Here is a 26,736-nt window from a genome sequence, read left to right on the forward strand (position 1 = left end):
CTCCACCGCTACGCGGTCCCCCTCCCCCGTGAACGGGGGAGGAACCCTGACCAAACCGACCAAGCCCGACTGCCAGACTGACCAACCCCGCCAGGCCTGCGTCCGGATTTGACGCAGGGCTGTGGCAGGCTGCGTCCATGACCGAGCGACGCATCATCAAGCAGCGATCTCCCGCCGTCTGGGCGCGGGTGAAGGAGGCCTATCTGGCCGGGGAGCCGGCGGCCTCGGTCGCGCGGCGGTTCGACGTGGGCTATGGCAATCTGCGGTTCAGGGCCAATGCCGAGGGCTGGACCCGCAAGGCGGCGATGGCCGCCGAGGCGCAGGAGGCGGAGGCCGAGGACCGGCGTCTGGCCGGCGAGGCCGATGTCGAGGCGCCCCTGCCCCAGCCACTACCCCTGCCCCCCGAGGCCCCCATCCCGCCCGAAGACCTGCACGAGGCGCTGGAGGCGGCAACCCGGCGGGCGGCCTCCCTGCTGGCGCGGGGACGGGCCGCCGAGGCCAGCGCCCTGCTCAAGGCCGCCGAGGCGCTGGACCGCCGCATCGGCAGCCCACACCCGGAGGGAGGGGGCCGGGAGGGGCACGCCACCGCCGCGCCGCCGGAGGAACCGGTAGACGACATCGCCGCCGAGGAAGAGCTGTACCGCCTGCGCGCCGAACTGGAGAACCACATCCTGATCCGGGCCGATGAAACGGCGCGGCGCATGCTGTCGGACCTCGACACCACGCCGGACCTGCTGGGGGCGCTGGCCCTGCACTGGCGCGCCGAGAACCTGGGGCCCGAATGCGCGGCGCTGGATTTCGTGCGCCACCGTAGAGACGATGGCCGCCCGGGCCGCTACTGGAATGCGGACGGCAGTCTGAAGACGCTGGACGAGATTTTCGACGGCTGGTGGGTGACCGTACGCCACATGGCGCGCGGCCAGAAGGGCCTGCCCTATCGCAAGGACTGGGTCAGGCCGGAGGGGGGAGAGGGCGAGGAGGGGTGAGGGTCAGGAGGTCGAGTAGCGGCGTCCTTAACCGCCTCGGCCGTCAGGCGTCAGTCTTCTTGCGACGGCGCGACTTTTTGGGCGCGGCCAGCAGGCCGGCGGTCATCTGTTCGTAGAGGGTGAACAGGTGTTCGACGCGCTCGCGGTCGCTCTCGAACGGGGCCTTGCGGTAGAGGCGGTCGACCGCGAGGTCGAGCGCGCGGTGCGCCTTGCGCAAGTCAGCGGGCATGACGTCGGGATCGTAGAGGTCGGCCAAGGTGGCGTCTGGATGCGCGGCGCGGGCGTCGAGGACCGCTTGGGCGAGGCCGTTGAGCCGGGTCTCATCGGCCTCAGTCACTTTAGGCCAAGGGAATGTATTGTAAACTACGCCTGTTGAGTATCGGTAATCGCTTTTGAGGCGACCGCCAATGTGGCGTAGCCAGTCCATGTGAGCTCGACTAGTCAGGATAGCAAACTGCCAGAGGTCTACTGGTGCGGCGACTTTTACCAGGTTGCTGGGGATTGTCGGCGGCGAACAATACCCGAAAGGTGCATAAGAACGTCGTTCGGAACTGACCTCAGGAAGGATAAGGAATTTTGATTCCGGAATCGTTGTGAAGGCGAACTCTGCGGGCGTGTTTGCGAGCAAGCGCGTCACGGGTCGATTGCTGGAGGCACGAAATTCACGGACAGCTTTGAGTCGGGCCACAACTACCGGATGACGCACGATATTTAGCGGTGCTTTCTGCAGCGCGAGAATCCACCGCTCTCCCCCATTGAGGAATTCCCAAGACCCAATGAAAGGTCGGACGAACGGCTCAAGGTCAGGGACTTGCGCGAGGATGGCGATGCGCTCGTCGGCATCAAGAATGAGGTTTCCACCATCAATAGGCTGGGAGCCAAGACGAGTAGCGGGGACATTCCCTCCGCCTATAGGCTTACTAGTCTCCCGAACCACCAAGTGCCGGTCCACGAGCTTGGAAGCGTCGAACAGATAGGCGGATAGGGCCGTGTGCCGCGTCTCGTCGGGATCACCGTTGATGTCGGGGTAGCTGAAAAGGCGCTTTTCAGGCGGCTCGTCCTCGCGCCGGGTCAAGCCGACAACGACCACATGGACGTGCGCTTTGCCGCGCGCGTCCGAGCCCCAAGCGAAAGTCCGGTGAGCGAAGGCAATTTCCAAGCCATAGCGATTGAACAACAGGGGCCAGAGTTGGGCCACCTGTTCGCCTTGGGTGATGGAGTTGGTGGAGACGAAGCCGATGCGGGCGGTCGATTTCTGAACGTACTCACCCGCCTTGATGAACCACGCTGCCACAAAATCCAGAGTGCCGCCTGACTTGCCGAGATTGGCGATGCGCCGGACCTGCGTCCTCTGAACATCGCTCTGTACCTTCGCACCAAGGAACGGCGGATTTCCCAGAATGTAGCTGCATTCCTCTGGGGCCAGCACCTCGGCCCAGTCAACCTCCAACGCGTCGCCATGAACGATATGCGGGGCGGCTTTCAGCGGAATACGCGCGAAGACCTTGCCGAACTCGAGGCTGAGCCGGTTGTTCATGATGTGGTCCATCATCCACATGGCCGTTTCGGCGATGCGGGCGGGGAATTCATCGATTTCGATGCCGTAGAACTGGTCGACGTCGACCTTGGACAGGGCGGCGGCCTCGAGGTCCAGCTGGCCGGTCGGGTAGAGGGCTTTCAGGACCTCGATTTCGAGCAGGCGAAGCTCGCGATAGGCGATGATCAGGAAGTTGCCGCAGCCGCAGGCCGGGTCGAACAGGTTGAGGGCGGCGAGGCGATCCTGAAAGGCGCGCAGGGCCGCTTCGCTTCCCCGCCGAAGGCCCTTGATGCGCGACAGCTCGGCGCGCAGATCGTCGAGGAACAGGGGCTCGATGACCTTCAGGATGTTCTTTTCGGTGGTGTAGTGGGCGCCCTTGGCGCGGCGTTCCTTTGCGTTCATCACCGACTGGAACAGGGCGCCGAAGATGGCGGGGCTGATCTTTTCCCAGAAGAAGCCGCACGCCTCCAGCAGCCGGTCGCGCATGGCGGTGTTGAAGTTGGCGATGGGCAGGGTTTCGGCGAACAGGTCGCCGTTGATGTAAGGGAAGCGGTTCAGGTCCTCGTCCAGACCGTTGCGCCAGGCGGCGTCCTCGGGCGTGTTCAGGGTCTGGAAGATCAGGTTCAGCTTGGCCCCGAGGTCGTGGCCGTCGGGGGCGGTGCGGTCACGCAGATAGGTTTCCAGCATGCCCCGTTCGGGGAAGATGCCGGTGTCGTCGGCGAACAGGCAGAACAACAGCCGCACCAGCAACCGTTCCAGCGGCGCGCCGTCATAGGTGGGTTTCAGCGCGTCATGCAGCTTGCCCATCAGCTCGGCGGCGATGATGTTGACCGGGTCCTGATCCTGGAAGACCCGCTTTTCGACCCCGACGACGAAGCCGAAGGCCTCGATATGGGCGGGCAGGTCCGCGAGGGCGAAGCGGGTCTCGTCGCCCGTTTCGAGGTCGATCAGTTCGAAGCTCTGAAAGTCGCAGAGCAGGATGTAGCGGGGAAGCTCGTGGTCTTTCAGGCCCGGGAAATAGTTGTGGGCCTGCTGACGGGCGCGGACCAGGTCGCGGCCCGCGCTCTTCTGTTCGACCAGCAGGACGCCTTTCCAGAACAGGTCGATGAAGCCGCGTTTGTCGCCCAGCAGACGCACGGGTTCCTCGAAGGTCGCCACCTTGCGGCGGCGAACCCCGAAGACCTCGAAGAAGTCGTTGTAGAAGCTCTGGGTCTCACCCTTTTCGTAATGGGCGTCGGACCAGTCGCGCGCGAAGGCGGCGGCGCGGGCCCTGATTTCATTCCAGCTGAGACGCAAAGGCGGTGCCCTCCCCCCGCCCTTGTCGCCCGGTTCGCGCGGCGGTGGCAAGCGGGTGAGGGTGTGGCCTCACTTGCCCGTTTTGCTTCGCGCCGGGTTTCTGTACTGACACGGCCATGACGGACTCCCTTGCCCAACTTCCCGAGCTTCCCACCGGCCGGCCTGTCGGGCGGGTGATTGCCATGCCGGCGGATACCAACCCCGAGGGGGACATCTTTGGCGGCTGGTTGCTGGCGCACATGGACCTGTCGGGGGCGACGCCGGCGTTCGAGCGGGCGCAGGGGCGCTGCGTGACCATCGCCCTGGACGCCATGGTGTTTCACAAGCCCGTGTCGGTGGGCGATGAGGTGTCGATCTATGCCGAGATCGTCTCGACCGGCCGAAGCTCGATCCGGGTCAAGGTCGAGGCGTGGAAGCGACCCCGCAACCAGGCCCATGCGCGGTCGGAACGCGTGACCGAGGGCATCTTCACCTATGTGGCGATCGGCGATGACCTGCGGCCGCGGCCGCTGCCGGAGGTGCAGGCCTGAGGGGTGCGACCCTCGGAAATCTTGACCTTTCGGGGTATCGCGCCTACCTCGACCCCATGGCCATCCGACGCATCCTGACCATCGACAATGCCGCTGATCTGGCGGTTCTGAAGCGCGTGTCCGAGCCCGTCGAGGGACCGGTGACGGATGAGCTGCGCAGCCTGATGGATGACATGCTGGAGACCATGTACGCCGCGCCGGGCATCGGGCTGGCCGCCGTGCAGATCGGTGACCTGCGCCGGGTGATCGTCATGGACCTGGCCGACAAGCCGGATGTGGCCGAGGACGCCGAGGACGCGGACCGCAGGAATCCGCGCTGTTTCGTCAATCCCGAGATCCTCTGGACCTCCGAGGAAACGGCGCCCTACGAAGAGGGCTGCCTGTCGATCCCGGAGTATTTCGACGAGGTCCAGCGTCCGGCGCGGGCGCGGATCCGGTATCTCGACTATAACGGCCAGAGCGTCGAGGAAGAGGTCGATGGCCTCTATGCCGTCTGCATCCAGCACGAGATGGACCACCTGAACGGCGTGCTGTTCATCGACCATCTGTCGCGGCTCAAGCGCGAGCGGGCCGTGGCCAAGGTCAAGAAGGTTGCGAGGATGGCCGCCTGATGACCCGACGCGCCCGTACCCCCCTGAAGCGTTCGCGCGACCGGATCGTCGATCCCAGCGGGCGGCGTCGCCTGACCCGGTCCGAGAAGATCGGCATCGGCAGTGTCGCGACCCTGCTGGCCGTGGGGGCTCTCGGCGTGATCGCGGGCGTGATCATCGACCGGCTGCTGGACTTTGACTCGCTGGACACCGGCGGCGAATGGGACGAGGGCGGCGGCGTCTTTACGCGCTGGGACTAGAAGGCCATGCGTCTGGCCTTTATGGGAACGCCCGCGTTCGCGGTGCCCTCGCTGGCCGAGCTGGTGGCGTCGGGGCATGAGGTGGTGGCGGTTTATTCGCAGCCGCCGAGGCCGCGAGGGCGGGGCATGAAGCTGACCCCCTCCCCCGTTCAGGAATTCGCCGAGACCCTGGGCCTGCCGGTGTTCACGCCGACCTCGATGAAGGCCCCCGAGACCATTGAGGCCTTCCGCGCGCTGGATCTGGATGCCGCCTGCGTGGTCGCCTATGGCCAGATCCTGAAGCGTGAAGTGCTGGAGGCGCCGCGGCTGGGGTGCCTGAACCTGCACGGGTCGCTGTTGCCGCGCTGGCGCGGCGCGGCGCCGATCCAGCGGGCGATCATGGCCGGCGATGCCGAGACCGGCGTCCAGATCATGCAGATGTCCGAGGGGCTGGATGAGGGGCCGGTGCTGCTGTCGGAACGGCTGGGCATCAGCCCGCGCGACACGGCGGCCAGCCTTTCGGAGCGGATGGCCCACATCGGCGCAGGCCTCTGGCCGCGGGCGCTGGCGGCGCTGGAGCGCGGCGGTGGCCAGCCGGTCGCGCAGGTCGGTGAACCCACCTATGCGAAGAAGATCAGCCCCGCCGAGGCGCGCATCGACTGGACCCGGCGGGCCCGCGAAGTGGATGCCCATATCCGGGGCCTGTCGCCCTTTCCCGGGGCCTGGTTCGAGGTTGAAGGCCCTGAAGGACCCGTGCGAATCAAGGCGCTGATGTCCGGGCTGGCCGAAGGCTCGGGACCGGCGGGCACGGTGCTGGATGACGGCCTGACCATCGCCTGCGGGGACGGCGCGGTGCGGCTGGAGCGGGTGCAGCGCCCGGGCAAGGCGGCCCAGAGCGCCGACGAGTTGCTGCGCGGCTTTGCCATTCCGGCAGGAACAGTCCTCCCCTCAAGTAGCGAGCCGCCGCGCGGCGAGCGGTAGGGGGGAGACACCATGCCCCGCTACCGGCTGACGGTGGAATATGACGGGTCGGGCTATTGCGGCTTTCAGGCCCAGGCCAGCCTGCCGACGGTGCAGGGTACGCTGGAGCGCGCCATTCTGGCCTTCAGCGGCGAGGCGGTGCGGATCGCGGCGGCAGGGCGGACCGACACGGGCGTCCACGCCACGGCGCAGACGGTGCATGTGGACCTCGCGCGCGACTGGCCCGAGCGGACGGTCATGAATGCCGTGAACGCCCATATGATGGAGGAGCCGGTCGCGGTGCTGGACTGTCGCAAGGTGTCGGATGACTGGCACGCGCGGTTCTCGGCGACGGGCCGGGGCTATCTGTACCGGATCCTGAACCGCCCGGCCCCGCCGGCGCTGGACCGCAAGCGGGTCTGGCATGTGAAACAGCCGCTGGATGCCGAGGCCATGGACCGGGCGGCACAGGCGCTGGTCGGCCTGCACGACTTTACGACCTTTCGGGATGTGAACTGCCAGTCGGCCTCACCGGAAAAGACGCTGGACCAAGCAAGCGTCGTGCGGGTCGGCGAGGAGGTGCAGCTGGTTTTTGCGGCACGCAGCTTCCTGCATCGGCAGGTGCGCTCTATGACCGGGACGCTGGTGCAGGTCGGGCTGGGACGCTGGGCGGTCGAGGACGTGGCGCGGGTGCTGGCGGCGCGCGACCGGGCCGCCTGTGGCCCCGTGGCCCCGGCCGAGGGGCTCTACCTCGACCGGGTCAACTATGAGACCGAAGCCTAGTTTTTCGCGTCTTCCGCGCCGCTGCTGACGGCGCTGCCCACGGCCTGGACGTCGCGACCGATGCCGGAGATGGTGTTGCAGGCCGAAACGGCGAGCGCCGAGGCGATGAGGGCGAGGGTGATGATCTTGCGCATGGTCAAGCTCCGTTATGGTCAAGCTGAAACGCCGATGCTCCCGACGGGTTGCACGGCCGACGAATGGTCAAGACGGGCTCTGATCTGCTAGCAGCAGAGGTATGAGCCAAACCGCACACACCGCCCGCACAAGCGCCGCCCATCGGCTGGTCCAGGCCCTGGTCGTCAATGGCATCGACACCGTTTTCTGCGTGCCGGGGGAGAGCTATCTGGCGGTACTGGATGCCCTGGCCGATGTGCGCGACCAGATCCGCGTGATCACCTGCCGGCACGAGGCGGGCGCCGCCAATATGGCCGAAGCCTATGGCAAGCTGACCGGCAAGCCCGGCGTCTGCATGGTCACGCGCGGGCCGGGCGCGACCCACGCCTCGATCGGCGTGCATACGGCGCATCAGGATTCCACGCCGATGATCCTGTTCGTCGGCCAGATCGCCCTGACCGACCGGGGGCGCGGGGCCTTTCAGGAGGTCGACTATCGCGAGGTGTTCGGCGGGCTGGCCAAATGGGCGACCGAGATCGAGAGCCCGGAGCGCACGGTCGAAATCGTCGAGCGCGGGATCGCCACGGCGCTGCAGGGGCGGATGGGGCCCGTAGTCATCGCCCTGCCCGAGGACATTCTGCACGATGACGGCGGCCCGGCCCCGGTGCGGCCCGTGACCCCGGCACGCGCGGCGCTGGATCCCGCGATCACGCGCGAGATCGAGGCGCGACTGGCCAAGGCGGAACGGCCGCTGCTGATCGTCGGGGGCTCGGGCTGGACCGATGAGGCGGCCCATGCGCTGGCGGCCTGGTCCGAGGCGCTGGGCCTGCCGATCTCGGGCTCGTTCCGCAGGAAGGACATCATCGCTAATGACCGGCCCAACTATGCGGGCGATCTGGGGCTGGGCTGCAATCCGAAGCTGATGGCGCGGGCGAGGAACGCCGACCTGATCATCGCCATCGGGGCGCGGCTGGGCGAGAACCCGACCCAGGGCTACACCCTGTTCGACCGCGACCATACCGCCCGGGTGCTGGTGCACATCCACCCGGGGCCCGAGGAACTGGGCCGGGTGTGGCCGACGCTGACATCGGCCGTGGCCGACAACAGTCTGGCGGCGCTGGCCCTGTCGCAGCTGGAGCCGGGCCGCACCTGGCACGATCTGGGAGAGGCCGCCCACGCCGACTTCGAGGCCTTTTCGACCCCGGTCGAGGTGACCGGTGCGGTCAATATGAGCCTGTGCATGAAGCATCTGGGCGAGGTCATGCCCGCCGATGCCATCGTCACCAACGGCGCCGGAAACTTTGCCGCCTGGCTGCACCGCTTTTACCGCCACCGGGCGTGCCGCACCCAGCTGGCTCCGACGTCGGGGGCCATGGGCTATGGCTGGCCGGCGGCGCTGGCCGCCAAGGCCGTGCACCCCGACCGCGAGGTGATCTGTGTGGCTGGCGACGGCGACTTCATGATGACCGGTCAGGAAATGGCCACCGCCGTCCAGCACGGGCTGAACCCCGTGGTGATCGTGGTCGACAATTCGACCTATGGCACCATCCGCATGCACCAGGAGGGACATTACCCCGGCGCGGAACGGGTGATCGCCACCGACCTGAAGAACCCCGATTTCGTCAAATGGGCCGAGGCCTTCGGCGCGTTCGGCGTGCGTTGCGAGACGACCGGGGATTTTGCTGGCGCGCTGGAAACCGCGCGGAGGGAGGCCCGCGAGCAAGGCCTGCCCGCCCTGATCCACCTGATCACCTCAGCCGAGGACATCGCCCCCAACCGCACCATCAGCGGTATGCGGGGGGGCTGACGTGAGGGCGCTCACAGCATACGCCTGCCTGATCCTCCTCTTGAGCGGATGCGCGACCACTGCCGGTTCGCCCGCCTCGAAGGCAGAACGCTGCAGTGTGATCGCAGAGGTCGCCAGAAGTCAGTATGGCTTTGGCCCGGAGTTCGGTTTGCCTCTCTTGGAAGACAGCTGGGGAACCGACTGCGATTGGACAGCCAATGGCGTGCCAATGGCAATTGTCCGTTGGGAACATTTCGACATCCTCGGCAGTCAGTACCAATTCGAACAACCGCGACAGCGGGGCGGGGTGATGACCGTCAAGGCGATCCAAAGTGGGCACAATTTCATTGTTCGGACCTGTAGATTGCGCCGTGATGGAGACGGGTGGCGCCTCGTCAGTGAGTGCCCGATTACGGACTATCGGCACTGATCCGATCCAGACACTTGACGCAACATGGTTCAGGCGCACTTATGGCGCCTAGCGCCCCTCCGATAGCTTCGGCGGTCGGACGCGCGGCGGGCCCAAGGTCCGCCGTTGCATTTTCAGGGCTGTATTGCCTGTCAGTGTAGGCGTGAAAGCTTACTCCGCTTCCCCGGCGAAGGCCGGGGTCCAGATGTCAGGCACCAGCCCAAGGACCTGAAACTCGCTCCAAAATTAGCAACCTCACTGCGGGGATCTGGATCCCGGCCTTCGCCGGGAAGACGGATGCTTAGCTCGCCGCCTTGACCTGTTTGCTGTATGAGGCCGACCCCATGCCCTACCCCGTCACTGTTCTGACCATGTTTCCGGAGGCTTTTCCGGGGCCGCTCGGCGTGTCGCTGATCGGGACGGCGTGGCGTGAGCGCGGGCTGTGGAGCCTGGATACGGTTGACATCCGGGCCTTTAGCGACGATAGGCGCGGCTTCCTGGACGACACCCCTGCGGGTGGCGGGCCCGGAGCTGTGCTGAAGGCCGATGTGGTCGCCCGGGCTCTTGACAGTCTGGATGGCCCGAAACGACCCCTTCTGTACATGAGCGCCCGGGGCCGGCCCCTGACCCAGGCGCGGGTGAAGGACTGGGCCACGGCCGACGGTCTCGTCGTGCTGTGCGGCCGGTTCGAGGGGGTGGACCAGCGGGTGCTTGACGCGCGCGGGTTTGAGGAGGTCGCGGTCGGCGACGCGGTCCTTGCCGGTGGCGAGGCGGCGGCGATGGTGGCGATCGAGGCGTGCGTAAGACTGTTGCCCGGCGTCCTCGGCCAGGCGGCCAGTCTGGAGAGTGAGAGTTTCGAGGACGGGCTTCTGGAGCATCCGCAGTACACGCGACCGCGGACGTTCGAGGGGCACGACATTCCCGAGGTCCTGCTGTCGGGTGACCATCAAAAGGTCGCACGATGGCGCCAGGAGCAAAGGGAGCAGACGACCCGTGAGCGACGGCCAGACCTGTGGGCCGCCTTTGCGGACAAGACCACCCCGCGAGGCTGATCGCCTCGCCAACTGACAGCTAAAGGGCGCAAAAGCCCGACGGAGAGTGACATGAACATCGTCCAGCAGCTTGCTGCCGAAGAAAAAGCCCGCCTGCTCGAAGCGCGCGAAATCCCCGACTTCCAGCCCGGCGACACCCTGCGCGTCATGGTCAAGATCAAGGAAGGCGAGCGCGAGCGCGTCCAGGCCTTTGAAGGCGTCTGCATCGCCCGCGCCGGCGGCGGCGTGAACGAGACCTTCACCGTCCGCAAGATCAGCTTTGGCGAGGGCGTGGAGCGGAAATTCCCGATCCTGTCGCCGAACATCGAATCCATCGAGGTCAAGCGTCGCGGCGTCGTGCGGCGCGCCAAGCTCTATTATCTGCGCGATCGTCGCGGCAAGTCGGCCCGGATCGCCGAACGCCAGACGGTCCGTCCGACCAAGGGCGTCTCCGTGCCGGAAACCGGCAAGGCCGAGGCTCCTGACACCGAAGCGTGAGACGCAGGTCGGCGAGAATGCGAAAGGCCCCGGAGCGATCCGGGGCCTTTTTGCTGCGCCCTGCTGCCGCCCGTCAGGGATCGGCGCTTGCCGAACCGGTGGACGCGGGTATCGTGGGCGGATCGCAATCCCGGAGCCCGCCATGCGTCTCGCCGTCACCCTCGCCGCCGCCGTCGCCGCCACCACGACCCTCGGCGCGGCCGCCGCCCGGGCCCAGGAAGCTCCGGCGGTCACGGGGCCCTATTATCTGATCGATATCACGCGGGAAGCGCTCATCTTTGCCGCAGGGGGAACGGTGCAGAAATCCGGCGATATCGCCCATGTCACCGTCATCATCGGATCGTCGCCGGATGCCCTGGCCGAGACCGGGTTCGGGCGTCTGGACATGCGCTATCAGTTCAATTGCCGGAACTCGACCTACAAGACCCCCAGCTTTGCCGGATATGGCGGAGACGGCGAATTGATGGGCGCCCTCACGGATGACTCGGACTGGGAGGCGGTCAATCCGGAGGCACCGTCCGCCCTCGTTATGGACCTGGCCTGCAACGGCAACATGCCCGCCGACATGGTGCTGGAGGGCGATGTCCAGATGATCGTCACCGAGTACCGGGCGTTCATTCTCGAACAATAGGCAGCCCTGCCCGGTCCGCCCGGCATGACCGAACCTGACATCAGGCACGGGGCCCCTGTCGCGTTTTAAGAAGCTGGGTTATGAATTGGCCGGACGCTGTTCAGGAGATCATCATGCGCCTCGCCCTCGCCCTTGCTGCCGGCACCCTGGCGGCCACGACTTTCGGCATTTCCGCCGCCGTAGCCCAGTCGGCACCCCGTTTCTCGGCCCCCTATTACATCGTCGACGCCGACGAGAATGCCCTGGCCATCGCCTCGGGCGGTTCGGTCCGCAAGTCGGGCAATATCGCCAGCATGACCGTGATCATGGGGTCCCACCCGGATCAGGTTGCCCAGAGCGGCATCGCGCGTCTGGACATGGCCTATGAGTTCAACTGCTCGAACTCGACCTACCGCACGCCGGCTGCCGCCGCCTATGATGTCGACGGCGACTTCATGGGGGCCATCGACGACGACTCGCCGTGGGAGGCAGTGGCCCCCAACAGCAACAACTGGACCTTCAAGAGCATTGCCTGTGACGGTACCATTCCCGCGGACAGTGAAGTGGACGGGGACCTGACCACCATCCTCGCCATCTACCGGGAATGGGTCGTCGAATAGGCCAACGCCGATTTCGCCCGCACAGAGGGCTCCGGTTCGCACCGGAGCCCTTTTTTCTATCCTACAGGCCCGGGCTGAAGCTGTCGTGGGGCGGCAGCAGATGGCGTTCGCGATCGCCGGGATGAGGGTCGATCCTGTCGAAGGCGTCCTGGAGGATGGCACGGGTGGCCTCTCCCAGATCCGGATCGTTGAGCGCCACCTCCCAGGTGTCGATTAGATAGGCCTCGCCCTCGCGGATCGATCCGTCGAGGGTACCATCATCCCGCAGGAACGCATGCTTGATGTCCATGAAGGCACGGTGGGCCTTGGCCAGCAGCGAGCCCTCCTGTGCAGGAAGGCCCCCGAGATCGCGGGCCCTCTGCTGCAGGATATCCACCAGGCTGTCGCGCTGCTCGGCCAGGCGGCCGTAGGCCAGCTTGCGGCCGGGATCGTCGCTCTCGCGTGAGGCCTCGCGATAGCCCTCGGCGCTGTCGAGGGTAACCTTGATCAGGCGGTTGAGCACATCGATGTCATGCCCGTGGTCGTGAGGGTGGACCTCGGCAATATCCAGTCGGGCCATGATGACCTCCTGTTCCTGCACCTCTCCCCGGGAAGAAAATGCATGGAAAGGCCGGGGGGTTGCCGGAACGCGATCACAAACGGGTGCGCAGCGACCACAGCTCCGGGAAGCAGCGACGCTTGAGCGTCTCGGTCAGATAGCCGACCCCGTCGGTGCCGCCGGTGCCGGTCTTGCGGCCGATGATGCGCTCGACGGTCACAACATGCTTGTGCCGCCAGGTCAGGAGGGCATCATCCAGATCGACCAGCTTCTCGGCCAGCTGATAGAGGGACCAGTAGCGTTCGGGCTCACGATAGACGGTTAGCCAGGCGGCCTCGACCGCCGGGTGGGGCACGTAGGGGGCGCTGATGTCGCGTTCCAGCACCTCGGGCGGCAGGTCCAGCCCGGCGCGGGCCAGCTGATGCAGGGCGTCGTCATAGAGACTGGGGGCCTCGATGGCGGCCTTGAGGGCGGCGTGGGCCTCGGGCCGATCCTCGTGATGGGCGAGGAAGCGGGCGTCCTTGAGGCCCAGCATCGCCTCGACGCGGCGGAACTGATCGCTCTGAAAGCCCGAACTGGTGCCCAGAACGCCGCGGAAGCGCAGATAATCGGCCGGGGTCAGGGTCGCGAGGATATCCCAGCTCTGCGTCATCACCGCCTGGATACGGCTGATGCGGGCCATGCTCTTGTAAGCGGGGACCAGATCGCCGGCACGCACCAGCCGCTGGGCCAGCACCAGCTCGTGCAGGATCTGCTTGAGCCACAGTTCCTTGGTCTGGTGGATGATGACGAACAGCATTTCGTCATGCTGGTCCGACAGGGGATGCTGGCAGGCCAGAAGGTCATCCAGCGCCAGATAGCCGGCGTAGGTGATGGGGCGGGTCATGCCGGCCTCACGGCTGGCCGAAGCCGAACTCCGCAGTCTCCGGCAAGGCGGCCTGACGCAGGGGGACAGAGCTGGCCAGCGGTTCCTTGTACACAAAGCCGTAGATCGGATAGACGCTGGAGCCGAGATCGTTGATCGGGGCGTACCAGACCTTGACCCGGCTCCAGTCCCCCGCGTCAGAGACGTCGACGACGGTGACGTTCTCCTCGATCTTGCCGCGGCTGCCGCCCCAGTTGGCGTGGGTGACGCGGATCACGCGATCGGTCAGCACTTCGGAGACCATGGCCACATGGCCGCGCGTCATTCGTCCATGGGCCTGGAACACCAGAACAGCACCGGTTTCGGGCTGATTGCCGGTGCGGAAACGCTCCGTCCCCTGACGCCACCAGGTCCAGGCGTCGCCATAAATCTCGATGCCGGACGCCAACCGCGCAAAGGTCACGCACTGCCAGTAGACGTCCTGGGCCCGTCCGGGTGTGACGGTGATCAGGCTGAGACCAAGGGTGGCGGCAACCAAAAGGGCGGAGACGCGTTTCAGCATGCGGATTGCTCTGCGCTGTTGAGACTGCTTCGGCCTATACGATAGTTTTCGACGCCTGAAACCCCTCGACAGGGGAATTTGCTGTGGGCGGAAGTATGCGAGGCCGCCCGGGACGGCGCGCACGGAGCCAGCCTCGAGCGGGCTTTTCCACCAGATGGTAGGTGACAGCCGCCACCACCGGCACCATCAGCACCAGTGCCAGCCAGACGGGCCACCAGAGGCCAGCGTCGCCCGCACCGGTCAGACGGGCTGCGACATTGACCGCGACCAGCTTGACCGGAATGCAGACCATATAGACCGAGTAGCTGATCTCCCCCAGATACACCGCCGGGGCCGAGGCCATGACGCCCGCACTTCCGTTGGGGATGCCCGCGAGGCCCAGGATCATCAGTCCCGCCAGGACGACGATCAGGGCATCCGGGGCGTTGAGCGCCGCCGCGGCCGCCAGCCCCAGCACCGAGATCGTCGCGAGGGCCGCCGGTCGGGCGACAGGTGCCCGGCGATACAGCAGGTAGAGGGCACAGCCATAGGCGAAGCACGGCACGATCCGAAGTGCGCCCCACTGGATGGTGGCCTGGGTCAGGGGGAAGCCGGCCAGGACCTGAAACACCAGATAAATCGCCGGAATAAAGGCGGCCGTAGCAGCCACGGCAATCCATGGCCGGTTGCGCATGCGCCAGGCGACGGCGGCGAAGACGGGGAAGGTCAGATAGGCGAACCATTCCGCCGAGATCGACCAGGAGGGGTGGTTGAAGGCGGCCTCCGGAGCCAGGCCCCAGGCATGGACCATGGCCAGATTGGCGGGCAGGGAGGCCCAGTCGAGCACACTGGCGTTCAGCGACATGCCGGCGACCGTGGCCGCCAGCCCCAGCGCGATCACGCCGAACAGGGTGAACAGGTGCAGGGGATAGACCCGGGCCAGCCGCGCCCAGAGGAAACCCCCATAGTCCGAGCGTTTCGTGCCGAACGCCTCGAGGTAGACGTGGCACAGGATAAAGCCCGACAGGACGAAGAAGACCTCGACCCCCAGATAGCCCTTGGCCACCGCATGGGGGAGGACACCGACGTCGAGGTCAGGCCAGAAGGCATAGATCACCACCCAGGCCGCCGCCAGAAAGCGCAGCGCCGTGAGCGGGCGCAGATCGGCGGGGCCATGGATCTCGGGCGGTGTCGCGGTCATGGCCAAGACCCTGCCATGCCGCCGATGTGAGAAGCGTTAAGAGGCCGCGTCGGTCGTAGCGCCCACCGGGGCGTCGACCACCAGGCCGGATTCCCCGGCGCTCATGATGGCCGAGACCGTCGCCGCGCAGCCGTTCAGGGTCTCGCCGCCGACCTCCAGGCGGGCCGTCAGGGGATAGGTGCGGTCGCTCATGCCGTCCGAACATTCCGTCGCCATCAGGATCAGGTCGATGGGCGCGCCGTCGGCCGTGGTGCCGCGCCAGCTGGCCACCGTGCCCATCAGTTCGACCCCGTCATGCGTGGCCCGCTGTTCCGGACGGTCGACGCCGGAATAGACCAGGGCGTCGCTCGTGATGTCCACACCCCAGAAGGGTTCGGTCCCGAGCGCGCGGAGCGGCTGATCCAGCGGGATCCCGCCCAGCTCCAGCGCTTGTGCAGGAGGCTCGACCGGCGGCGGGGCCTCGGCTTCGGGCGAACAGGCTGTGAGGGCCACAACGGCCATGGCGGAGAGGATCAGACGCATAACAGGCTCCCGGAAGGTTCCCTTCATGCCAACGCCATCCCGCCGTCGGGGTCAAGTCGACGCCCCCTCGGCGCGCGCCGTGTTCCGGTGTAGGGTTAACGCCGTCATGTGAAAGGACGTCCCATGAAGATCCTGCGTATCGTGCTCGTTCTGGCGGTACTGGCCTATGCCGGATGGCTGGCCTGGCCCTTCCTGTCCCCCTTCCTCGAGGGCGCGGGTATGGACGCTGCCGCAACCCGGGCCGGGGCCGAGGCCCAGGTCGGACTGGACCTGCCGATCATCGCCCTGTGGATCGGTGCGGTGGTGCTTTATCTGGTCGCGGCCTTCCTATTGGGATCAGGCAATTCGCGGGCGGCCGTCGCCTATTTCCTCGGGTTCATGGCCGATGCCGTTCTGCGCCTCGCGATCGACCGGGGCGGTTTCGGCGGCGGCAGTGATGCCGGTGGCAAGTTCGATCCGAATGCGCCTTCCATGCAATCGACCATCACCGAGGGCGGCCCGGCTGCCGCGCCGGGCGGGTTGGGGGCCGAGCTTGGCATCGATCCCACCTGGCTGGTGCTGGGGGCCCTGATCGTGATCGGTCTGCTGATCGTGATGGTCACGCGGGCGCGTCGCCGCAAAAGGATCCCTGGCCAGCTTTCGATCTGAGGCGACCGACCCCACATCGGTATAGACCGAAATCGGTTCAGTCGGACGCCTGTCCGACTGGGCTCAGATTTCGGTCCAGTGTTATTCGAGAGCCTGATTCACGGCATCGGCCGAATCGCGAAGCGATTCCACCTCAACCGATCAGGCTCTTGACGGTTGATTCCCGCGTCAGGGGCGCTAGACCGGCCATCGACCGATCCGGCGCGGCCCTCCCCGGCCGTCTGCCGCGTTTCCGACCCGACCGAGGACACCCATGGCCCAGGCTTCCGCATCCGACACCCCCTATGACGTGGTCATAATCGGCGGAGGTCCGGGAGGGTATAATGCCGCCATCCGCGCCGGCCAGCTGGGGCTGAAGGTGGCCTGCGTCGAGATGCGCGAGACGCTGGGGGGAACCTGCCTGAACGTGGGCTGCATGCCCTCCAAGGCCCTGCTGCATGCCTCGGAGATGTATGAGGCCGCCGGACGCGAGTTCGCCGGTCTGGGCATTGAGGTCTCGCCGACGCTGAACCTCGGCCAGATGATGAAGCAGAAGCAGGAAAGCGTTACCGCCCTGACCAAGGGCATCGAATTCCTGTTCAAGAAGAACAAGGTCGACTGGATCAAGGGCCGGGGCCGGCTGAACGGAAAGGGCGTGGTCGAGGTCGAGGCCGCCGACGGCACGACCACCACGCTGAAGACGGCCCATGTCGTCATCGCCACCGGCTCGGAGCCCACCCCCCTGCCCGGCGTGGCCTTTGAGGCCGGCAAGGTGATCGATTCCACCGGGGCGCTGGCGCTCGACACGGTGCCCGGGAAGATGATCGTGGTCGGCGCCGGCATCATCGGGCTGGAGCTGGGCTCGGTCTGGCGGCGTCTGGGTGCCGAGGTGACCGTGGTCGAATATCTGGACCGCATCACGCCGGGCGTGGACAGCGATGTGGCCACCGCCTTTCAGCGGGTGCTGACCAAACAGGGCATGAAGTTCAGGCTGGGCGCCAAGGTGACGGGCGCCAAGACCTCGAAGTCGGGCGTCGAACTGACCGTCGAGCCGGCCAAGGGCGGCGAGGCCGAGACCCTGAAGGGCGATGTGGTGCTGGTCGCCATCGGTCGCCGCCCCTACACCGAAGGACTGGGGCTGGAGACGGTCGGCCTGTCGACCGACAAGCGCGGCTTCCTCGACAATGACCACTTCCGGACCGGGACGGACGGCATCTGGGTGATCGGCGACGTGACCCACGGCCCGATGCTGGCCCACAAGGCCGAGGAAGACGCGGTCGCGGCCATCGAGACCATCGCCGGCAAGGCGGGGCACGTCGACTACAATCTGGTGCCGGGCGTGGTCTATACGAGCCCCGAGGTGGCCTGGGTCGGTCAGACCGAGGACCAGCTGAAGGCGGCGGGCGTCGCCTACAAGGTCGGGAAATTCCCCTTCACCGCCAACAGCCGCGCCAAGATCAATCACGAGACCGACGGCTATGCCAAGGTGCTGGCCGATGCCGAAACCGACAAGGTGCTGGGTGTCCACATCCTGGGTCCGCAGGCCGGCGAGATGATCCATGAGGCGGCCATGTGCATGGCCTTCGGCGGCTCGTCCGAGGACATCGCCCGCACCTGCCACGCCCACCCGACCCGCTCGGAGGCCGTGCGTCAGGCGGCCATGGGTGTCGAGGGCTGGACCATGCAGGCCTAACGCGCCGACAGTGGGGGCCTGAGGCCGCTGAGGGCCATGCGGCGACGGCCATAGTCCAGTTCGACCCGGCGGAAGCGGTACAGGATGTCGGCTCCGATCAGCAGGGCCGGAGCGGCGATCAGGTCCAGCGCCTCAAAAGCATGCAGGTCGGCGAACAGCAGCGTCGTGGGGCCGAGGTCGCGGCTGGCGATCTCCAGGCCGCGCACCTCACGCTCCCGCGCCATCAAAACCTGGCCGGTGACGCCATAGACCTCGATGTCCTGTCCCGACGGGTCTGCGCGACCGGCGCCGAGGGCGTCCAGAAGGGCGAGGTTGCCGATGGAATATTGGGCCCCCGTATCGATGAAGGCCGACAGGGTCACACCGCCGACCCGGGCGGTCGGCAGGATCAACTGGCCGAAGCGGCCGATCTCGGCCCGGACACCTTCGCGCGTAAGCCGTGAGGGCGAGGCGAAGGCAGGACTGTTGTCGAACACGTCACTGCCCGAGGGCCGCATCGACACCCGCCGCCGGGCCAGATCAATGCTGAGCCGATAGCGCGACAGCACATCCAGCCCCAGAAGGCCATCGGCCGCCAGCAGATCCCGGCTGACCACCGGACAGATCAAATCCGTGATCCTGCGCCCGGCAAAATCCAGACGGGCCAGTCGCACGGTCGGGAGCACCTCGGCCGAGGTGATGGCATGGACCAGAACCGGCGGTCCCTCAGGCAGGTTCAGCTCCCGCGCCACCGTATCCGCCAGCACTGTGCGTCCGGCACCGGTATCGAGGACCAGCGCATACCGTTTGCGGCCGTTCAACTCGACCTCGGCCGCCACCCGCGTCAGAATATTGGTCAGCAGGCGGGGCTCGGGTTCCTGAACCGCGTGCACAGGACCGGCCACGGCCAGCCCCGCCGCCGACAGAATGAGGGTCCGCCGATCCAGACCGGTCACCCATGCCTCCCCGTCCCGCTCCCGGTCTGACGCCGGGCTGCCCGATCCTAACGCCTCGGATGGGCCGATGAATAGACGCCGATCAGGCGTGCGACATCGACGGCCGTATACTTCTGGGTGGTCGACAGGCTGGCGTGGCCCAGCAGGTCCTGCAGGCTGCGCAGGTCCGCCCCGGCGCCCAGCAGATGGGTGGCGAAGCTGTGGCGCAGGGCGTGCGGCGTGGTCGTCTCGGGCAGTCCGAGGCGGCGGCGCAGGGCCTGGACGGCGGCCTGGACCTGACGGGGGCTGAGCCTGCCGCCGCGTCTGGCGAGGAACAGGGCGCGGTCCGGCCCCTCGACCCACGGGCGGAGGTCGCGATAGGCGGCCACGGCCTCGGCCACCTGCGGCAGGACCGGGACGATGCGGGTCTTGGAGCCCTTGCCGGTGATGCGCAGGGTCTCGCCCAGCGGGACATCGGCATCGGTCAGGCTGAGCGCCTCGGAAATGCGCAGACCACAGCCGTACAACAGCATCAGCACGGCCCGGTCGCGGGCGGCTTCCCACGGCGGGGTTTCGGCCTCGTCGCCGGTGGCCTCCATCAGTTCCAGCGCCTGATCGACCTTGAGGGCGCGCGGCAGGGAGGGCTTGATGCGGGGCCCCCGCACCAGCGCCAGCTCGGGTGCCTCGATGCCCAGCCGACGCTCGAGAAAGCGGTGGAAAGCCCTGATGGCCGACAGGGCCTGACTGAGCGAGCGGGCCGAGAGGGGCTGGGGGCCCGAGCGGCGCTCGGCCAGGTGGGCGCGCAGATCCGAGGCACGGACCTGTCCGAGGTCCCCGGTGGAAACCTCGCCGCCGAAATGCCCGGACAGGAAGGCCAGATACCGCCGCCCCGCATGGCCATAGGCCTCGAGCGTACGGGGCGACAGACGGCGCTCATGCGCCAGATGGTGCAGCCAGGCGTCGAGGGCCGCCCCTGAGGGCGCGGTCAGTTGAGGATCGGCCATCGCTCGGCCATGCGTTCGATCACCCGGGTGAGGAAGGCCGCCAGTTCGCAGCCCATTTCCGGCGTGAACCCCTCGGGATCGGGCGAGCCGAAGGCGCACAGGCCGGGGCGGGTGGTGCCGTTGGGGCCAACGTGCGGGGCCATGCGGACCAGGGCGATCGAGCGGACCTCATCCTCGGCCGCGCCGAAAAGACCCAGCCCCTGGCCGCCTGTGCCCAGACGATGCAGGCCGTTCCGGCCCAGCAAGCCGTCGACGCCGCCGGGCTCCAGCGCGCGCCAGCCGAAGGGAATGCCACCGGGCTTTTCCAGAACGATCGACGCCCCGGCCAGACCAAAGCGGGCCTGGGCGGCAGCATCCAGACGCCGGGCGAGGTCGGAAGGGTTCTTCGCCTCCATCAGGTCGAGGACGGCGACATGGGTCTGGGCCTGGGCGGCGAAATTGGCGCGGGCGACAGCCTCAATGGCCTTGCGGGCCCCGGCCTCTCGCGCGGCGACGGCCTCGACCCGCGACAGGGCGGCCGCCCCGAAATCCACGACATTGGGGCCATGCGGGCGCAGACCCAGCTCCTGCAACAGGGCGCGATCCCCGGCCACGGTTTCGGCGTGCTCCTGCAACCAGGCGCGGACCTCGGGCCAGCGCAGGCCCTCCTGATCAGTCTCATCGTCGAACAGGTCGGCGGTCTCGGTCACGGTCGGCCCCGGTTGGCACGCCGCCCGGGCAAGGCGGTGGCCCTCTTACAGAATGCTCTGGCCGGTCTTGCCCCAGTCGGCCAGGAAGGCATCAAGCCCCTTGTCGGTTAACGGGTGCTTGACCAGCGCCTTGAAGGTGTCGGCCGGCAGGGTCGCGGCGTCGGCCCCCGCAAGGGCCGCGGCCGAGACGTGCCCGGGATTGCGCAGCGAGGCGGCCAGCACCTCGGTCTCGAAGCCATGGATGTCGTAGAGGGTGCGGATCTCTTCCAGAAGGCCGATGCCGTCGGCGCCGTGGTCCTCGAGACGACCCACGAAGGGCGAGATGAAGCTGGCGCCGGCCTTGGCCGCCAGCAGGGCCTGGGCCGCCGAGAAGCAGAGTGTCACATTGGTACGGATGCCCTTGTCCGAAAAGGTCCGCGTGGCGCGCAGCCCATCCCAGGTCAGCGGCAGCTTGACCACCACATTGGGGGCGATCCCGGCCAGCTTTTCGCCCTCCCGGACCATGGTCTCATAGTCGGTGGCGACAGCCTCGGCGGAAATGGGCCCCTCGACGAGGGCGCAAATCTCGGCGATGACCTCAGCGATGTTGCGACCCGACTTTGCGATCAGGGACGGATTGGTGGTGACGCCATCGACCATGCCCGTGGGGACCATGTCCTTGATGACGGCGACGTCGGCGGTATCGAGAAACAGTTTCATGATGAGGGTTCTAGACCACGGGGCCCCAGGGTGAAAGTCGCCGCCGTCCTGATTCCCCTGCCGGTCGACGAGGCCTTTGACTATGTCGTGCCCGGGGACATGGCGGTGGCGCGCGGCGATCTGGTGACCGTGCCGCTGGGGCCCCGGCAGATAACGGGCGTGGTGGGTGACGTACGCGAAATCCCCGCGACCAATCGGCGGCTGAAGGCCATTGGGGCCCGGCTGGACCTGCCCCCCCTGCCCCCCGCCACTCTGGACTTTCTGGAATGGGCGGCCCGCTGGACCCTGTCGCCGCCCGGCGAGATGGCGGCACTGTCGCTAAAGGCCCTGCGCCATGCGCCGCCGAAACCGCCGATGCAGTTGCACCGGGTGGCGGGCAAGGCGCCTGTGCGCCTGACCCCTGCGCGCGCGGCTGTGCTGCAGGCCCTGGACCAAGGCGCCCCGGCTTCCAGTGTGGCGGAACTGGGCCGCGCGGCAGGTGTCTCGACCGGCGTGGTCAAGGGACTGGTGGACGAGGGGGTGATCACGGCGCGTCCGGCGGAGCGGGCCACCCCCTTTGCGATGCCGGACCCCCGGCACGCGCCGGTCGTGCTGAGCCCGGATCAGGCCGAGGCCGCGCGCCAGATCGGCGAGGCAGCGGTCGCCGGCCAATTCGCCGCCTTCCTGCTGGATGGGGTCACCGGCTCGGGCAAGACCGAAGCCTATCTGGAGGCCGTGGCCCGGCTGCTGGAGGCGGACCCGCGGGCGCAGGCGCTGATCCTGCTGCCCGAGATCGCCCTGACCCAGGCGGTGATTTCGCGCATCGCCGCCCGGTTCGGCGCAACGCCGGCGGAATGGCACTCCGGTCTGACCGGACCGCGCCGGCGGCAGGTGTGGGATGCCGTGGTCTCGGGCGACTGTCGCATCGTGGTGGGCGCGCGCTCGGCCCTGTTCCTGCCCTTCCCGCACCTGCGGCTGATCGTCGTCGATGAAGAGCACGACGCTTCCTACAAGCAGGAAGACGGCCTGATCTATCAAGGGCGGGACCTGGCCGTGGCGCGGGCGCGGTTCGAAAACGCCGCAGTGGTGCTGGCCTCGGCCACGCCGTCGCTGGAGACGCTGGGCAATGCGCGGCAGGGGCGGTACCGCGAGCTGAGGCTGACCGCGCGGCACGGCACCGCGGTGCTGCCCGACATCACATTGCTGGACCTGCGCGCCAATCCCCCCGAGCCGCAGACCTGGCTGAGCCCGCCGCTGCGTGCCGCCATGGCCGAGACGCTGGCGCGCGGCGAGCAGACCCTGCTGTTCCTGAACCGGCGCGGCTATGCGCCCGTGGTGCTGTGCCGGGCCTGTGGTCACCGGATGACGGCGCCGGATACGGACTCGTGGCTGGTCGAGCACCGCTATACCGGGCGGCTGGTCTGTCATCTGACCGGCTTTTCCATGGCCCGGCCCGACACCTGCCCCTCATGCGGGGCCAAGGACAGTCTGGTGCCGGTCGGTCCGGGGGTGGAGCGGGTCGAGGAGGAGGTCCGCAGCCTCTTCCCGGATGCGCGAACGGCCATCTTTTCCTCGGACACCACACCGGACGGCCGGTCGGCCCGCGATCTGGTCGAGGCCATGGAACGCGGCGAGATCGACATTCTGGTGGCGACCCAGGCGGCGGCCAAGGGACACAACTTCCCCAACCTCACACTGGTGGGGGTCGTCGATGCCGATCTGGGGCTGAGGGGCGGTGACCTACGCGCGGCCGAGCGGACCTTTCAGCTGCTGATGCAGGCGACGGGCCGGGCCGGGCGGGCCGAACGCTCGGGGCGGGCCCTGCTGCAGACATGGACACCCGAGCACCCCGTCCTGCAGGCGCTGGCGGCGGGCGACCGTGACAGCTTCCTGGCCACCGAATCAGAGGAACGGCGGCTGGCGGCCCTGCCCCCGTTCGGCCGTCTGGCGGCGTTGATCCTGTCGGGGGACAAGGCGGATGCCGTCGAAAAGGCCGCACAGCTGCTGTCCGGGGCCATTCCCAATGCGGAGCGGCTGGAGGTCTATGGCCCGGCCGATGCGCCGCTGGCGCTGGTGCGGGGGCGCCGTCGCAAGCGTCTGCTGGTCCGCGCCGACCGGGACGTGGACATCCAGGCCTTCCTCAGGGCCTGGTTGTCACGCGTGAAGCTGCCGTCCTCCGTGAGGCTTGCGGTCGACGTGGACCCCTACAGCTTTCTGTAGAGGTCCCCGACGGCTCAGCCCCGGCCCTCGGCCGCGTTGGCCTCGGCTTCGGCGGCGCGCGCCCGGGCCTCGGCCTGATCGGCCTGGGCCCGCAGTTGAAGGGCCTGCTCGCGTTTGCTGCTGGCCCTGCGGCTCCACATGTTCAGGGCCTCGACCCCGGCCGAGAAGGCCATGGCGGCGTAGATATAGCCCTTGGGCACATGGGCGCCGAAGCCCTCGGCGATCAGCACCATGCCGATCATCAGCAGGAAGCCGAGGGCCAGCATGACCACGGTCGGGTTCTTGTTGATGAAGTTGGCAAGCGGATCGGCGGCCAGCAGCATGACGGTGATGGCGACCAGAACGGCCACGACCATGATCGGCAGGTGCTCGGTCATGCCGACCGCCGTCAGGATCGAATCGACCGAGAAGACCAGGTCCAGCAGGATGATCTGGAAGATGGCCGATCCGGCGTTCGAGATGATGACGTCGCCCTTGTCCTTTTCCAGCAGATCGTGGCTCGGCGACGGGTCGACGGTGTGGTGGATTTCCTTGGTCGCCTTCCACACGAGGAACAGGCCGCCGAGGATCAGGATGATGTCCTTCCAGGAAAACTCATTGCCCATCAGCGCGAACACCGGCGCAGTGAGGCCGACGATCCACGCGATCATCGACAGTAGGGCCAGACGCATGATCAGCGCCAGCGAAATACCAATGCGGCGCACGCGGGAGCGATGCTCTTCCGGCAGCTTGTTCGACAGGATCGAGATGAAGATCAGATTGTCGATCCCGAGCACAACCTCCATCACGACCAGGGTGACCAGGGCCGCCCAGGCTGCGGGGTCGGACAGAAGGGGAATGATGCTGTCGAGCATGGAGCCGTATCCGTTTGAGAAGGCCGCCGGTCTACAGGGGCGCCCTGCCCGCGACAAGCGTCAGGGTGTGGCGCACCGCCTCGGTTGCGGGGGGGAAAGGCCCGTGCTATCAGGCGCCCGGCTGAACCGGGACCTCTGTTGAAAAACGGAGGCTCGTTGTGCTTTCTTCAAGCATTTCAAGCCTTTGATCGGGGTGATCCGTCACCGCCGGTTGTGACCCAAACGCTTTATTGATCGCGGACCTTGACGAGTGGCTGACGATTTCAGGACTACGACTGTCGGCGCACGCTACGCGCAGGCCCTTTTTGACCTCGCTGACGAAGGTCAGGCGGTGGAGGGCGTGCGCGCCGATCTGAAGTCGCTGCGCAAGGCCTGGGCCGAAAGCGACGACCTGCGCCGCCTGTCCACCTCGCCGGTCATCAGCAACGAGGATCAGGCGAAGGGCCTGACCGCCATCGCCGACAAGGCGGGCTTCAACAGCCTGACCCGCAAATTCCTGGGCCTGTTGGCCCAGAACGGTCGGTCAGCCGACCTGACCGCCGTGATCGCCGGCTTTGACCGGCTTTATGCCATCCGCACCGGACTGGTCTCGGCCGAGGTGGTTTCAGCCGCCCCGCTGGCCGCCGCCCAGATGACCGCCATCAAGGCGTCGCTGCGCAAGGCGCTGGGCAAGGATCCGGAGCTGGAAGCCCGCGTCGACCCGTCCCTGCTGGGTGGCCTGAAGGTCAAGGTGGGCTCGCGCCTGTATGACGCCTCGCTGAAGACCAAGCTGGACCAGATGAAATTCGCCCTCAAGCGGGCCGGATAGGCTGACAAGCCGTTTCCGCTCCGCCCCACAGACTGAACGCTAAGCCAAGAAGAGCCCCACATGGACATCCGCGCCGCCGAGATTTCGGCCATCCTCAAGTCGCAGATCGCCGCTTTCGGCGTGGAAGCCGATGTCTCGGACGTCGGCCAGGTGCTGTCGGTCGGTGACGGCATCGCCCGCATCCACGGTCTGGACAACGTCCAGGCCGGCGAGATGATCGAATTCCCCAAGGCCGGCGTGAAGGGCATGGCCCTGAACCTGGAAGTCGACAACGTCGGCGCCGTGATCTTCGGCCAGGACAATGAGATCGCCGAGGGGGACGAGGTCCGCCGTCTGGGCGAGATCGTGGACGTGCCGGTCGGCAAGGGCCTGCTGGGCCGCGTCGTCAATCCGCTGGGCGAGCCGATCGACGGCAAGGGCCCGATCCAGTTCACCGAGCGTCGCCGCGTCGACGTGAAGGCGCCGGGCATCATCCCCCGCAAGTCGGTGCACGAGCCGATGCAGACCGGCCTGAAGGCCATCGACACCCTGATCCCGGTCGGCCGTGGCCAGCGCGAGCTGATCATTGGTGACCGTCAGGTCGGCAAGAGCGCCGTGGCCGTCGACACCATCCTGAACCAGAAGTCGGTCAACGCCACCGACGACGAATCGGCCAAGCTGTACTGCATCTACGTCGCCATCGGCCAGAAGCGCTCGACCGTCGCCCAGATCGTCAAGACGCTCGAGGAGCGCGGCGCTCTGGACTACACCATCGTCGTGGCCGCCACGGCGTCTGAGCCCGCCCCGCTGCAGTTCCTGGCACCGTTCGCCGGCACCGCAATGGGCGAGTATTTCCGCGACAACGGCATGCACGCCCTGATCGTGTACGACGACCTGTCCAAACAAGCCGTCGCCTATCGCCAGATGTCACTGCTGCTGCGCCGTCCGCCGGGCCGCGAAGCCTATCCGGGCGACGTCTTCTACCTGCACAGCCGCCTGCTGGAGCGTTCGGCCAAGCTGAACGCCGACTACGGCTCGGGCTCGATGACCGCCCTGCCGATCATCGAAACCCAGGCGAACGACGTGTCGGCCTACATCCCGACCAACGTCATCTCGATCACCGACGGCCAGATCTTCCTGGAATCGGACCTGTTCTATCAGGGCATCCGCCCGGCCGTGAACGTCGGCATCTCGGTGTCGCGCGTGGGCTCCTCGGCCCAGATCAAGGCGATGAAACAGGTGGCCGGATCCATCAAGGGCGAGCTGGCCCAGTACCGGGAAATGGCCGCCTTCGCCAAGTTCGGTTCGGACCTCGACGCCTCGACCCAGAAGCTGCTGGCCCGCGGTGCGCGCCTGACCGAGCTGCTGAAGCAGCCGCAATACTCGCCGCTGGCGGTCGAGGAGCAGGTGGTCTCCATCTACGCCGGGACGCGCGGCTACTTGGACGGCATCGCCGTGTCGGACGTCGGTCGTTTCGAGCGCGAGCTGCTGGCGCGCATGCACTCCAAGCATGCCGGTATCCTGGACGGCATCCGCACCAAGAAGGCCCTGTCGCCGGAACTGGAAGCCGAACTGAAGGACGCCATCGAAGCCTTCGCCAAGACCTTCGCCTGA

The 26,736-nt window shown here is 67.2% G+C and carries 28 protein-coding genes; 16 read left to right on the top strand and 12 right to left on the bottom strand.

The window, feature by feature from the left end; all coding sequences use genetic code 11:
• Positions 1-137: 137 nt before the first annotated feature.
• The gene (locus IBJ06_RS10905; protein ID WP_292160202.1) at positions 138-986 is read left to right on the top strand and encodes a hypothetical protein; all 849 of its coding nucleotides are present in this window, start codon (positions 138-140) and stop codon (positions 984-986) included.
• A gap of 43 nt (positions 987-1,029) precedes the next feature.
• On the opposite strand, the gene IBJ06_RS10910 is transcribed toward IBJ06_RS10905, so the two are convergent.
• A complete protein-coding gene (locus IBJ06_RS10910; RefSeq protein ID WP_365812574.1) occupies positions 1,030-3,870 on the bottom strand; it encodes a DNA methyltransferase in 2,841 nt (946 codons plus the stop codon).
• A 65-nt stretch (positions 3,871-3,935) separates the two neighbouring features.
• Here IBJ06_RS10910 and IBJ06_RS10915 point away from each other — a divergent pair, with 65 nt between their 5' ends.
• From IBJ06_RS10915 to truA, 5 genes are read left to right on the top strand one after another with little or no spacing between them, the layout of a single operon-like run.
• A complete protein-coding gene (locus tag IBJ06_RS10915; protein WP_292160206.1) occupies positions 3,936-4,349 on the top strand; it encodes an acyl-CoA thioesterase in 414 nt (137 codons plus the stop codon).
• A gap of 56 nt (positions 4,350-4,405) precedes the next feature.
• Positions 4,406-4,960 carry a peptide deformylase gene (gene def, locus IBJ06_RS10920; protein ID WP_292160208.1) on the top strand — a complete coding sequence of 185 codons (555 nt, stop codon included), beginning with the start codon at positions 4,406-4,408 and terminating at the stop codon, positions 4,958-4,960.
• A complete protein-coding gene (locus tag IBJ06_RS10925) occupies positions 4,960-5,199 on the top strand; it encodes a hypothetical protein (RefSeq protein WP_292160210.1) in 240 nt (79 codons plus the stop codon). Before def ends, IBJ06_RS10925 begins: the two co-directional genes overlap by 1 nt.
• A 6-nt stretch (positions 5,200-5,205) precedes the next feature.
• A complete protein-coding gene (fmt, locus tag IBJ06_RS10930; RefSeq protein ID WP_292160212.1) occupies positions 5,206-6,159 on the top strand; it encodes a methionyl-tRNA formyltransferase in 954 nt (317 codons plus the stop codon).
• A 12-nt stretch (positions 6,160-6,171) separates the two neighbouring features.
• Entirely contained in the window at positions 6,172-6,921 is a 750-nt protein-coding gene (gene truA / locus IBJ06_RS10935; protein WP_292160214.1) for a tRNA pseudouridine(38-40) synthase TruA, read from the top strand.
• Here the strand turns inward: truA and IBJ06_RS10940 are convergent.
• Positions 6,918-7,055, bottom strand: a complete 138-nt coding sequence (locus IBJ06_RS10940) for an entericidin A/B family lipoprotein (protein WP_292160217.1) — start codon at positions 7,053-7,055, stop codon at positions 6,918-6,920. The two genes, truA and IBJ06_RS10940, sit on opposite strands and share 4 nt — an antisense overlap.
• A 101-nt stretch (positions 7,056-7,156) precedes the next feature.
• On the opposite strand from IBJ06_RS10940, the gene IBJ06_RS10945 reads away from it, so the two are divergent.
• The 5 genes from IBJ06_RS10945 to IBJ06_RS10965 all read left to right on the top strand — a co-directional run bounded on the left by IBJ06_RS10945 (position 7,157) and on the right by IBJ06_RS10965 (position 11,989).
• Positions 7,157-8,842 carry a thiamine pyrophosphate-binding protein gene (locus IBJ06_RS10945; RefSeq protein ID WP_292160219.1) on the top strand — a complete coding sequence of 562 codons (1,686 nt, stop codon included), beginning with the start codon at positions 7,157-7,159 and terminating at the stop codon, positions 8,840-8,842.
• 732 nt (positions 8,843-9,574) lie between these two features.
• A complete protein-coding gene (gene trmD, locus IBJ06_RS10950; RefSeq protein WP_292160221.1) occupies positions 9,575-10,282 on the top strand; it encodes a tRNA (guanosine(37)-N1)-methyltransferase TrmD in 708 nt (235 codons plus the stop codon).
• A gap of 51 nt (positions 10,283-10,333) precedes the next feature.
• Complete coding sequence (rplS, locus tag IBJ06_RS10955) at positions 10,334-10,759, top strand: 50S ribosomal protein L19 (RefSeq protein WP_292160223.1); 426 nt, start codon at positions 10,334-10,336, stop codon at positions 10,757-10,759.
• Positions 10,760-10,901: 142 nt separating this feature from the next.
• Positions 10,902-11,390, top strand: a complete 489-nt coding sequence (locus IBJ06_RS10960; RefSeq protein ID WP_292160225.1) for a surface-adhesin E family protein — start codon at positions 10,902-10,904, stop codon at positions 11,388-11,390.
• 113 nt (positions 11,391-11,503) lie between these two features.
• On the top strand, positions 11,504-11,989 hold the full coding sequence (locus IBJ06_RS10965) for a surface-adhesin E family protein (protein ID WP_292160227.1): 486 nt from the start codon (positions 11,504-11,506) through the stop codon (positions 11,987-11,989).
• A gap of 61 nt (positions 11,990-12,050) precedes the next feature.
• Here the strand turns inward: IBJ06_RS10965 and IBJ06_RS10970 are convergent, their stop codons facing one another.
• The 5 genes from IBJ06_RS10970 to IBJ06_RS10990 form a co-directional block, all read right to left on the bottom strand.
• Positions 12,051-12,548, bottom strand: coding sequence for a PA2169 family four-helix-bundle protein (locus tag IBJ06_RS10970; protein WP_292160229.1), 498 nt, complete (start codon positions 12,546-12,548; stop codon positions 12,051-12,053).
• Positions 12,549-12,621: 73 nt separating this feature from the next.
• Entirely contained in the window at positions 12,622-13,413 is a 792-nt protein-coding gene (locus tag IBJ06_RS10975; protein WP_292160231.1) for a tryptophan 2,3-dioxygenase, read from the bottom strand.
• Positions 13,414-13,420: 7 nt separating this feature from the next.
• Positions 13,421-13,954, bottom strand: a complete 534-nt coding sequence (locus IBJ06_RS10980; protein WP_292160234.1) for a CHAP domain-containing protein — start codon at positions 13,952-13,954, stop codon at positions 13,421-13,423.
• Between the two features lie 34 nt (positions 13,955-13,988).
• Positions 13,989-15,134 (bottom strand): acyltransferase, encoded by a 1,146-nt coding sequence (locus IBJ06_RS10985; RefSeq protein WP_292160236.1) that lies wholly within the window; start codon positions 15,132-15,134, stop codon positions 13,989-13,991.
• 36 nt (positions 15,135-15,170) lie between these two features.
• Positions 15,171-15,656 (bottom strand): hypothetical protein, encoded by a 486-nt coding sequence (locus IBJ06_RS10990; RefSeq protein ID WP_292160238.1) that lies wholly within the window; start codon positions 15,654-15,656, stop codon positions 15,171-15,173.
• Between the two features lie 123 nt (positions 15,657-15,779).
• Here IBJ06_RS10990 and IBJ06_RS10995 point away from each other — a divergent pair, with 123 nt between their 5' ends.
• Positions 15,780-16,304: a hypothetical protein gene (locus IBJ06_RS10995; protein WP_292160240.1), complete on the top strand. Its 525-nt coding sequence runs from the start codon at positions 15,780-15,782 to the stop codon at positions 16,302-16,304.
• Positions 16,305-16,557: 253 nt separating this feature from the next.
• Positions 16,558-17,976: a dihydrolipoyl dehydrogenase gene (gene lpdA, locus IBJ06_RS11000; protein WP_292160243.1), complete on the top strand. Its 1,419-nt coding sequence runs from the start codon at positions 16,558-16,560 to the stop codon at positions 17,974-17,976.
• Here the strand turns inward: lpdA and IBJ06_RS11005 are convergent.
• Genes IBJ06_RS11005 through fsa form a run of 4 tightly spaced genes read right to left on the bottom strand, consistent with a single transcriptional unit; the run spans position 17,973 to position 21,282 of the window.
• Positions 17,973-18,911, bottom strand: coding sequence for a retroviral-like aspartic protease family protein (locus IBJ06_RS11005; RefSeq protein ID WP_292160245.1), 939 nt, complete (start codon positions 18,909-18,911; stop codon positions 17,973-17,975). The two genes, lpdA and IBJ06_RS11005, sit on opposite strands and share 4 nt — an antisense overlap.
• 47 nt (positions 18,912-18,958) lie before the next feature.
• On the bottom strand, positions 18,959-19,894 hold the full coding sequence (locus tag IBJ06_RS11010; protein WP_292160247.1) for a tyrosine recombinase XerC: 936 nt from the start codon (positions 19,892-19,894) through the stop codon (positions 18,959-18,961).
• The gene (locus tag IBJ06_RS11015) at positions 19,876-20,583 is read right to left on the bottom strand and encodes a DUF484 family protein (protein WP_292160249.1); all 708 of its coding nucleotides are present in this window, start codon (positions 20,581-20,583) and stop codon (positions 19,876-19,878) included. Before IBJ06_RS11015 ends, IBJ06_RS11010 begins: the two co-directional genes overlap by 19 nt.
• Before the next feature lie 45 nt (positions 20,584-20,628).
• Entirely contained in the window at positions 20,629-21,282 is a 654-nt protein-coding gene (fsa, locus tag IBJ06_RS11020; protein WP_292160253.1) for a fructose-6-phosphate aldolase, read from the bottom strand.
• 30 nt (positions 21,283-21,312) lie between these two features.
• Between fsa and IBJ06_RS11025 the strand changes: the two genes are divergently transcribed.
• The gene (locus IBJ06_RS11025; RefSeq protein WP_292160255.1) at positions 21,313-23,481 is read left to right on the top strand and encodes a primosomal protein N'; all 2,169 of its coding nucleotides are present in this window, start codon (positions 21,313-21,315) and stop codon (positions 23,479-23,481) included.
• 14 nt (positions 23,482-23,495) lie between these two features.
• On the opposite strand, the gene IBJ06_RS11030 is transcribed toward IBJ06_RS11025, so the two are convergent.
• A complete protein-coding gene (locus IBJ06_RS11030) occupies positions 23,496-24,335 on the bottom strand; it encodes a TerC family protein (RefSeq protein WP_292160257.1) in 840 nt (279 codons plus the stop codon).
• Between the two features lie 250 nt (positions 24,336-24,585).
• On the opposite strand from IBJ06_RS11030, the gene IBJ06_RS11035 reads away from it, so the two are divergent.
• Both IBJ06_RS11035 and atpA read left to right on the top strand, forming a co-directional pair.
• Positions 24,586-25,143 (top strand): F0F1 ATP synthase subunit delta, encoded by a 558-nt coding sequence (locus IBJ06_RS11035; protein ID WP_292160259.1) that lies wholly within the window; start codon positions 24,586-24,588, stop codon positions 25,141-25,143.
• Between the two features lie 60 nt (positions 25,144-25,203).
• Complete coding sequence (atpA, locus tag IBJ06_RS11040; RefSeq protein WP_292160261.1) at positions 25,204-26,736, top strand: F0F1 ATP synthase subunit alpha; 1,533 nt, start codon at positions 25,204-25,206, stop codon at positions 26,734-26,736.

It is taken from the genome of Brevundimonas sp., assembly GCF_016742135.1.
In the GTDB taxonomy this organism is placed as follows: Bacteria; Pseudomonadota; Alphaproteobacteria; order Caulobacterales; family Caulobacteraceae; genus Brevundimonas.